Annotated in this window: 2 protein-coding genes; both read left to right on the forward strand. The window is 51.9% G+C overall.

Features of this window, described 5'->3' with window-relative positions:
- Positions 1-50: 50 nt before the first annotated feature.
- Positions 51-8,066, forward strand: coding sequence for a cadherin domain-containing protein (locus J7438_RS24165; protein ID WP_209278616.1), 8,016 nt, complete (start codon positions 51-53; stop codon positions 8,064-8,066).
- Positions 8,067-8,207: 141 nt separating this feature from the next.
- Positions 8,208-8,375 carry a helix-turn-helix domain-containing protein gene (locus J7438_RS28520; RefSeq protein WP_353620189.1) on the forward strand — a complete coding sequence of 56 codons (168 nt, stop codon included), beginning with the start codon at positions 8,208-8,210 and terminating at the stop codon, positions 8,373-8,375.
- Positions 8,376-8,667 lie beyond the last annotated feature (292 nt).

The following is an 8,667-nucleotide window of genomic DNA, read 5'->3' on the forward strand; positions in this document are numbered from 1 at the left end:
ACATCAGTGAGCTTTACCAGCTCGCCCAGAGTGACGACCTGCAGGCCTTCGTGACCCCACTGGGCATCAGCGAGAATGCCCAGCCGGGCACCGTGGTGGGGCAGGTGTCGGCCAGTGACGCCGATGGCGATACCCTGACTTTCAGCCTCACCGACGACGCTGACGGTATGTTTGCCATTGATGCCGCTACTGGCGAGATCAGTGTGCTGGGTGCACTGGACTACAACACTGCCAATAGCTACCCATTGACCGTGCGCGTAGCCGATTCAGTCGGGGCATTCAGTGAACAGCAATACACAGTTAATGTTGCCAATGTGAATGAGCCACCGGAGTTGTCTCAGCAACCGGACCCCAGAGCACTGGCAATGTTTGATCTGACCGAGGGAGCAGGTGAGGTCGCTGAGGATTTGGGCGGCCATAATCAGGACCTGAGCTTCAATAGCGGAATTAACCGAACCAGCAACGGTGTTGAGCTTAATGGTGCCGGTGGTTCACTGGGTGATATGACCATGGGTGGGGATATCACTATTGCCTCAACCTTTACTTACCACACCCACAGTAACTGGGCGCGGATTGTTGATCTGGGTAATGGTGCAGGTGAGGATAATATCTTGATCGCCAGCCCGTCAGAAGGACGGATAGAGGCTCAGATTTACCACGGCAACAATGTTGTTGGTGTCGTAGCTCTTGATGACTTCTATACGCTCGGTGAGACATTCCATCTAGCCCTGACGGTTGATAACGATGGCTATATGCATCTGTACAAAAATGGCGTGCAAGTCGCAGCCAACCCCGATGGTCAGACGCCTGTTGAGATGGTCCGTACCAGTAACCTGGTGGGCCAGAGTAACTTTGCCCAGGATGCTGCTACGCATGGTACGATCAAAGATCTGGTGATTCTTGAAAGATCAATGGATCCCGAGGGCATCAGTGATCTTTATGATCTCACACAGTCAGGAGCAATGACTGAGTTCCTGACGCTATGGAGCGTCAATGAAAAGGCCCAGGTCGGCACAGTAGTAGGCCATGTGCAGGCCAGTGATGCCGATAACGATACACTGATCTTCAGTTTGACCGACGACGCCAACGGCCTGTTTGCCATTAATGCCGGTACCGGGGAGATCAGTGTTGCAGGTACTCTCGATTACGACACAGCCAGTAGCCATCAGTTGACTGTACGAGCCACTGATCCGGCAGGGGCATACAGTGAGCAGCAGTATACGGTTTCCGTTAACGGAGCTGCGGAACTGGTACCGCAACTTGCCTCCGAAACCGTGGCAGCTTTTGATTTCGTTGATGTTGCCGGTGATATTGTCAGAGACCTTGGCTACCATGGCCACGCCATGACCTTGAACGATGGGGCAACCCGGGTCGACAATGGCGTCAACCTCAACCAAGTGGGTACCTCCATTGAAGCAATGACGTTGGGTGGGGACATCACCATTGCCAGCACGTTTACCTACCACAGTCACGGCTCCTGGGCCCGGGTGGTGGATCTGGGCAACGGTGCCGGTGCCGATAATATTTTGATCGCCAGTCCGTCCGAAGGGCGCATTGAGGCCCATATTCTCCACGGTGGCACGAATGTTGGCACAGTGGCTTTTGATAATTTCTATACCCTGGGCGAAGAGTTCCATGTGGCATTGACTGTGGATGACAATGGTCATATGCGCCTGTACAAAAATGGTGTGGAAGTGGCCAATAATCCTGATGGTCAGGCACCAACGGAGATGTCCCGCAGCAGTAATCTGGTAGGCTTGAGTAACTTTTCTCAGGATGCCGCCACGGATGGTACGGTGAAGGATCTGGTGATTCTTGATACCTCGCTGTCACCAAACGACATCAGCGATCTCTATCAATCGAGCCAGGCCGATGGTGGGCTGGAAACCTTTTTAACTACCCTGAGTGTCGGCGATAACGCCAGCCCCGGGGATGTGGTTGGCCAGGTGCAAACCCATGATCCAGAAGGTAACGGGTTGACCTTCAGCCTGACCGATGATGCCGGGGGCCTGTTTACCATTGACGCCATCACTGGCGAAATCAAAGTGGCTGGCGTCCTGGATCACGGTGTTGCCAACAGCCATTCACTGACCGTCAGGGTCCAGGATTCACAGCATGGCTACAGCGAGCAGCAGTATGTTGTTTCCGTCACCAACGCTCCGGAAATGGAGTCAGGAAGGGTTTCTTCGCAGTCGGTGGCGGCCTTCGAGTTTAATAGTCTCGATGGCGTTTATAACGATCTTACGGAACACAACCATCATGTATCTTTTGGCGGTGGTGTTGCCAGGGAGAGTGAGTCCGTCAGGCTCAGGGGCTTTGGCGGCTCGCTGGGGGCGATGACTCTGGGGGGAGATATCACCATTGCATCGACCTTTAGCTATGATCCCATAATCGAAAATTGGGCTAGGGTAATTGACTTCGGCAATGGCCCCAATGCAGATAATATTCTGATTGGAACTCCCACATATGGCCGTGTTGAGGCTCAGGTTTACCGTGGCGGTAACTTGGTAGGCTCCGTTGGACTCGATAATTTCTACGAAATTCACGAAGTTTTCCATGTTGCCCTGACGATTGACGACAATGGCCATATGCGCCTCTATAAAAATGGTGTTGAAGTGGCTGATAACCCCCATGGCCAAACACCGAATGAGGTATTACGCACCAGCAACAAGATTGGCCTGAGTAACTGGGCCAATGATCCGACAACAAACGGTAATGTCTACGATCTGGTGGTACTCAATGAATCACTGACCGCAGATGGTATCGGTGAACTCTATCATCAAACACAGGCCGATCAGTTATCAGAGTTTATCGACAATTATCAGGTGCTGGATCCCGCTATGGAACATGAGCAGGTTCTCGTGGCGGGCCAATATGAACAGACCCAGGTAGATATTGCGGCCCATCCGGACGGAGGCTATATCTCCACGTGGAAGTCCGGCCTCAGTGACGGTAATGATGTAATGGCCCAGCGGTTTGATACAGCAGGCAATCCTGTGGGTAGTGCCCATCAAGTGACTGGCTGGATTTGGGGCGGTGACAATGACAATCTAAATCCTTCTGTTGCTGTTCTTTCTTCAGGAGCCTATGTCATCTCTTACTTTAGGCAATCGGGCTGGGAAACCGAGAGCCTGATACACTTCTTTAGGGCAAATGGAACCGAGATCACCAGTCGGGAAGTCGATTATCACCAGGCAACGGAAGTTACGGCGCTGTCGAACAACCGTTATGCCGTTTCTGCTGTGACTGATGACTACCAGCTTAAAGTTATCCTCTATGATGATATTGGTAATTATGCAACTGAAATTACTGTTGCCAATATGCTGGCGTCAGACCATTCTCATCCCAGTGTGGTCGCTCTGGACAATGGCAGATTCGCCGTTAACTGGCGTGCAACCAATGGCTCGGATGACGCCATAAACCTGCAAATTTTCAATGGCGACGGTAGCAGTGCTCATGGCCCGGTTGCTTTTGGCGGTCACCCGGCTTCCTGGGGTAACGATACTCAAGTCATAGCACTGGACAATGGCGGCCTGGCCACCACTTACCAGAGTGGCAGCACCTGGTATATCCAGATGTGGAGTTCCAATGCTACGGCCGTGGGTTCCCCCATTGCGGTCAGTGATTCTGGCGTGGTTGCCCTGAACAATATGCAGCTGACTGCCGTTGGCAATGATATTCTGGCTACCTTCCTGGCGGATGATGCGGATGGTTACGGTGTTTACAGCCGACTGTTCAGCAGCAATGGTGCCCCACTGACAGACCCTATTGCGATTAACGATGTCAAAACCGGCCACCAGTATGAACCATCAGTAACCACCCTGGCAGATGGTACAGTGCAGATTGCCTGGATGAGCAACCAGAATGGTGATGCGGATATTTACACCAAGAATCTGTCCTTGGGCCAGCAGGTTGACGAAAATGCCCAGCCTGGCACGATTGTTGGGCAGGTAGCAGGGGCCAGCGATCCCGATGGTGATGCGTTCTTCTACAGCCTGACCGACAGTGCCGATGGCCGGTTTGCTATTGATGCCAGTACCGGGGTCATCAGCGTCGCCAGTGCACTTGATTATGAGACAGCAGCCAGCCATCAGTTGACGGTACGGGTGACTGATCAGACCGGTGGGTTTGATGAGCAGATGTTTGTGGTTTCCCTGGTGAATGACCAGAATGTCGCACCGATATTACTGCAGGATACGGACTACTCGGCAGTGGCTGCCTTTGACTTTGCCGATGGTTCAGGCCAGGTATCGGAAGACCTGACCGAGAATAATCTGGACGTGACCTTTAACAATGGCATTACTCATTCCAACGATGGTGTCAGGCTAAACAGTGCCGGTGGCTCCCTGGGAACCATGGCACTGTCCGGTGATATGACCATCGCTTCGACATTCACTTATCACAGTCACGCTAGCTGGGCAAGGATTGTTGATTTTGGTAATGGCCCCCACGCCGATAATATTGTGATTGCCAGCTCTTCAGAAGGTCGAATTGACGTGGAAGTTTTCCACGGCAATAACAAGGTCGGTTATTTGGCGTTTGATAACTTCTATACCCTTGGAGAAACCTTCCACGTGGCCCTGACGATTGATGCCGATGGCCATATGCACCTTTATAAAAATGGTGTTGAAGTGGCGGACAATCCAAATGGCCAGGGGCCTAACGGGGTGTCACTGACCAGTAACCTGGTGGGACAGAATAACTGGTCCGGGCAAGTCGGCACAGACGGTAGCATCAAAGATCTGATCATTGTTGATCACTTTCTGGATGCAGACCACATCAGCGATCTCTACTCACTGACACAATCAGGCCAAATAGAAGTATTTTTAAATCCTCTACACACTACTGAGGATGCTGCGATCGGTACTGAGGTAGGTCAGGTGCAGGCCGAAGACCCGGAGGGTAATTCGCTGAGCTTCAGCCTGACTGATGATGCCGGTGGTCTGTTCTCCATTGATGCCAGTACCGGGGTTATTCGCGTGGCCGGTGACCTGAATCACACAGTGGCCAGCAGCCATCAGGTAACCGCTCGGGTTACCGATCATCCCGATGGCGCATTCCATGAGAAGCAGTATGAGATCTCAGTGGCAGACAGCAATTTTGCGCCACAATTTTTGCCGGAGGGGGGCTCAGGTGCACTGGTTGCCTATGATTTTGCCCAGGGCTCGGGGGAAGTGGCTGAAGACCTCACTTACCATAATCAGGATTTGACCTTTAATAGTGGCATCAGTCGCTCTGGTGATGGTGTCGCGCTCAACAGTGTCGGCGGTTCCCTGGAGACAATGACCTTGCGGGGTGACATCACCATTGCCTCCACCTTCACCTACCACAGCCACAGCCCCTGGGCGCGACTGGTTGATTTCGGTAATGGTGCCGGTACCGATAATATTCTGATCGCCAGCCCGTCAGAAGGAAGCATAGAGGCCCAGATTTTCCATGGCAATCACATTGTTGGTTCCGTGGCTTTTGATAATTTCTACACGCTGGGGGAAACTTTCCATCTGGCCCTGACGGTTGACGACGACGGTCATTTACATCTCTATAAAAACGGTGTTCAGGTAGCGGATAATCCCAATGGCCAGGGGCCATCCGGAGTAGCACTGACCAGTAACCTGGTGGGTAAGAGTAACTGGTCCCAGGATGCCGCAACGGATGGGACTGTGAAGGATCTGGTTGTGTTCGACCGGTCTCTGGACCCAGACAGTATAAGTGCCCTCTACCAACAAACACAGGCCGGTGAAGTAGAAGCATTCCTGAACATTGCTCTCGATACCATTATCGAAAGCGCACTGCCGGGCACAGTGGTCGGTCGGGCACTGGTCAGTGATGTGGATGGAGACAACCTGACCTTCAGCCTCACTGATGATGCCGGTGGTTTATTTGCCATTAATGCGGCTACCGGTGAAATCACCGTGGCCAGCGCCCTGGACTACGATTCAGCGGCCAGCCATCAGTTAACCGTAAGGGTTGCCGATCCATCCGGTGCCTTCAGCCAGCAGACCTATACAGTCGCCCTGACTGCCTTAACGAAACCGGAGCTGTTGCCGGAGCGGGGTTCTGATGCCCTGGTCGCTTTTGACTTTGCCAACGGTTCCGGCGAAGTTGCCGAAGACCTGTCCGACCATAATCAGGATCTCACCTTCAACAGTGGCATTACCCGCTCTGACGATGGCGTCAGGCTCAATAGTGTCGGTGGCTCATTGGGAGACATAACGCTGAGCGGTGATATGACCATTGCGTCCACCTTTACTTACCACAGCCACTCTCCCTGGGCACGGTTGGTTGATCTGGGCAATGGCCCTGGCACTGATAATATTTTGATCGCCAGCCCATCGGAAGGACGAATAGAGGTTCAGATTTTTCACGGTAACAACATTGTCGGCTCAGTGGCTTATGATAATTTCTACACCCTGGATGAAACTTTCCATCTGGCCTTGACGGTGGATGCTGATGGCCATATGCATCTGTACAAGAATGGCGTTGAAGTGGCTGACAATCCCAATGGTCAGGGGCCTGCGGGGGTGACACTGAGCAGCAACCTGGTGGGTCAAAGCAACTGGCCTCAGGACACGGCTACCGACGGTACTGTGAAAGATCTGATTATCCTGGACCGGTCACTGGACCCGGGCAGCATCAGTGATCTCTTCGGTCAGACGCAATCCGGCCATATTGAAGCATTTCTGGCCTCTGCAGATATTGTTGAAAGTGCCCTGCCAGGAGACGTCGTTGGCCAGATGCAGGCCAGCGACCCAGCCGGTGAGGAGCTTACCTTCAGCCTGACCAATAATGCCGGTGGCCTATTCTCCATTGATGCCGCTACCGGGGAGATCAGTCTCGCTGGAACTCTCGATTATGAGACCGCCACCAGTCACCAGTTGACCGTCAGGGCTACAAATTCATCCGGCGGATTCAGTGAACAGCCTTATGTTGTGTCCGTGACAGATGTCGCAGAATTACTACCCGTGCATGAAGCAAATGATGCATTGGCCGCCATTGACTTTACCACCGGTTCCGGTGACAAGGCGGCAAGCCTTACCAGCAATGGTCAGGTTGTGACCTTCTACAGTGCCATTACTCATTTCAACCATGATGGCGTCAGCTTCAACGGTGCCGGTGGCTACCTGGGAACCATGACACTGTCCGATGATATAACCATTGCTTCGACCTTTACCTATGACAGTCACACTAACTGGGCCAGGATCATTGATTTTGGTAATGGCCCCGGCACCGATAATATCCTGATTGCCAGCCCTACAGAAGGTCGCATCGAGGCGCAAATTTTCCACGGCAACACCATAGTCGGGTCTGTGGCGTTTGATAACTTCTATACCCTTGGAGAAACTTTCCACATGGCCCTGACGGTTGATGCCGATGGCCACATGCACCTGTATAAAAATGGCGTTGAAGTGGCGGACAATCCAAATGGCCAGGGGCCTTCCGGGGTGTCTCTGACCAGCAACCTGGTGGGACAGAGTAACTGGGGGGCCGTGGATGCTAACACCGATGGTACAATGAAAGACTTGGTGGTTCTGGACAGGTCTCTGGACCCCAATAGTATCAGTGACCTCTACGGTCAGGCTCAGTCCGGCGATATTGGGTCATTTTTAAACTCCCTGGAGATGATCGGTACCGATAGTGCGGATATCATCAAAGCGGACAGTGACAGCAACACTCTGCTGGGTGAAGCGGGTGACGACATTCTCTTTGGTGGAGCCGGTAATGACACGCTAACCGGGGGTACGGGTTCTGATACCTTTACCTGGGAAGCACCTGACCTTGGTACAGCTGCGGCACCTGCAGAAGATGTCATCACTGACTTCCATCTGGGGCAGGGAGGTGATGTTATTCACCTGGACGATATCCTGCCCAGTGATCACGGGGATCTGGATCAGTATCTGGCCCTGAATTTTGACAACGGCGATACCACGCTTGAAATAACACCACAGGTGGGCGGAGATATCACTCAGAAGATCAGGCTGGAAGGTGTTGACATGTCCGTACTGGGCAACACCGATGCCGAGATTATCAACAATCTGATTAATAACGGTAATCTCAGCCTGGATTGAGTTTTGTCCTTTTGCTGATAGAAATATATTCAAAGGTCTCAGGCGTTTGCACCATCCCGGCTCTAGCCGGGTTCAAATCCACATACGCCAAGCAGGTAAGTAGAGCAGCTTTGTTTTTCAAATTGGTTGGGGTTCAAAAATATGTCTTGCAGGATTAAACGACTTTTGACGTTCAGCCACTATTCAATCACGGATATTTCCTTAAAGATGGGATTTCATGAAGCGACTAATATGATCCGGTTTTTCCGCAGGCATACTCGATTATTGCCGAAGGAATTTCGGCAGGTCCGTCGTCAGAATGACGATTAATACGCGGGTAACCAGAAAGGAATTCTAACCCGAATATTTCATAAATATTTATTACAGCGGTGCATTTCTTCTTGCCACTGGCTTAATTTGCTTATTAACCACTGGATGCTGCCAGCGGCGCTAAAATATTTTAATCTTTAAGGGCTGTCAAAGCACTTTCAATATTATTGATCTACACCTATTATAGGTAGCTACTGTCGTATGGTATTATCACCGCCTTCATAGATGAGGCAGTAATGAACAATATTGACGGTCGCAGGCTTTCAGACTCCCTTAGGGAAGAAATTCGATT

The organism is Thalassotalea sp. G20_0 (assembly GCF_017744175.1).
In the GTDB taxonomy this organism is placed as follows: domain Bacteria; phylum Pseudomonadota; class Gammaproteobacteria; order Pseudomonadales; family Endozoicomonadaceae; genus Endozoicomonas.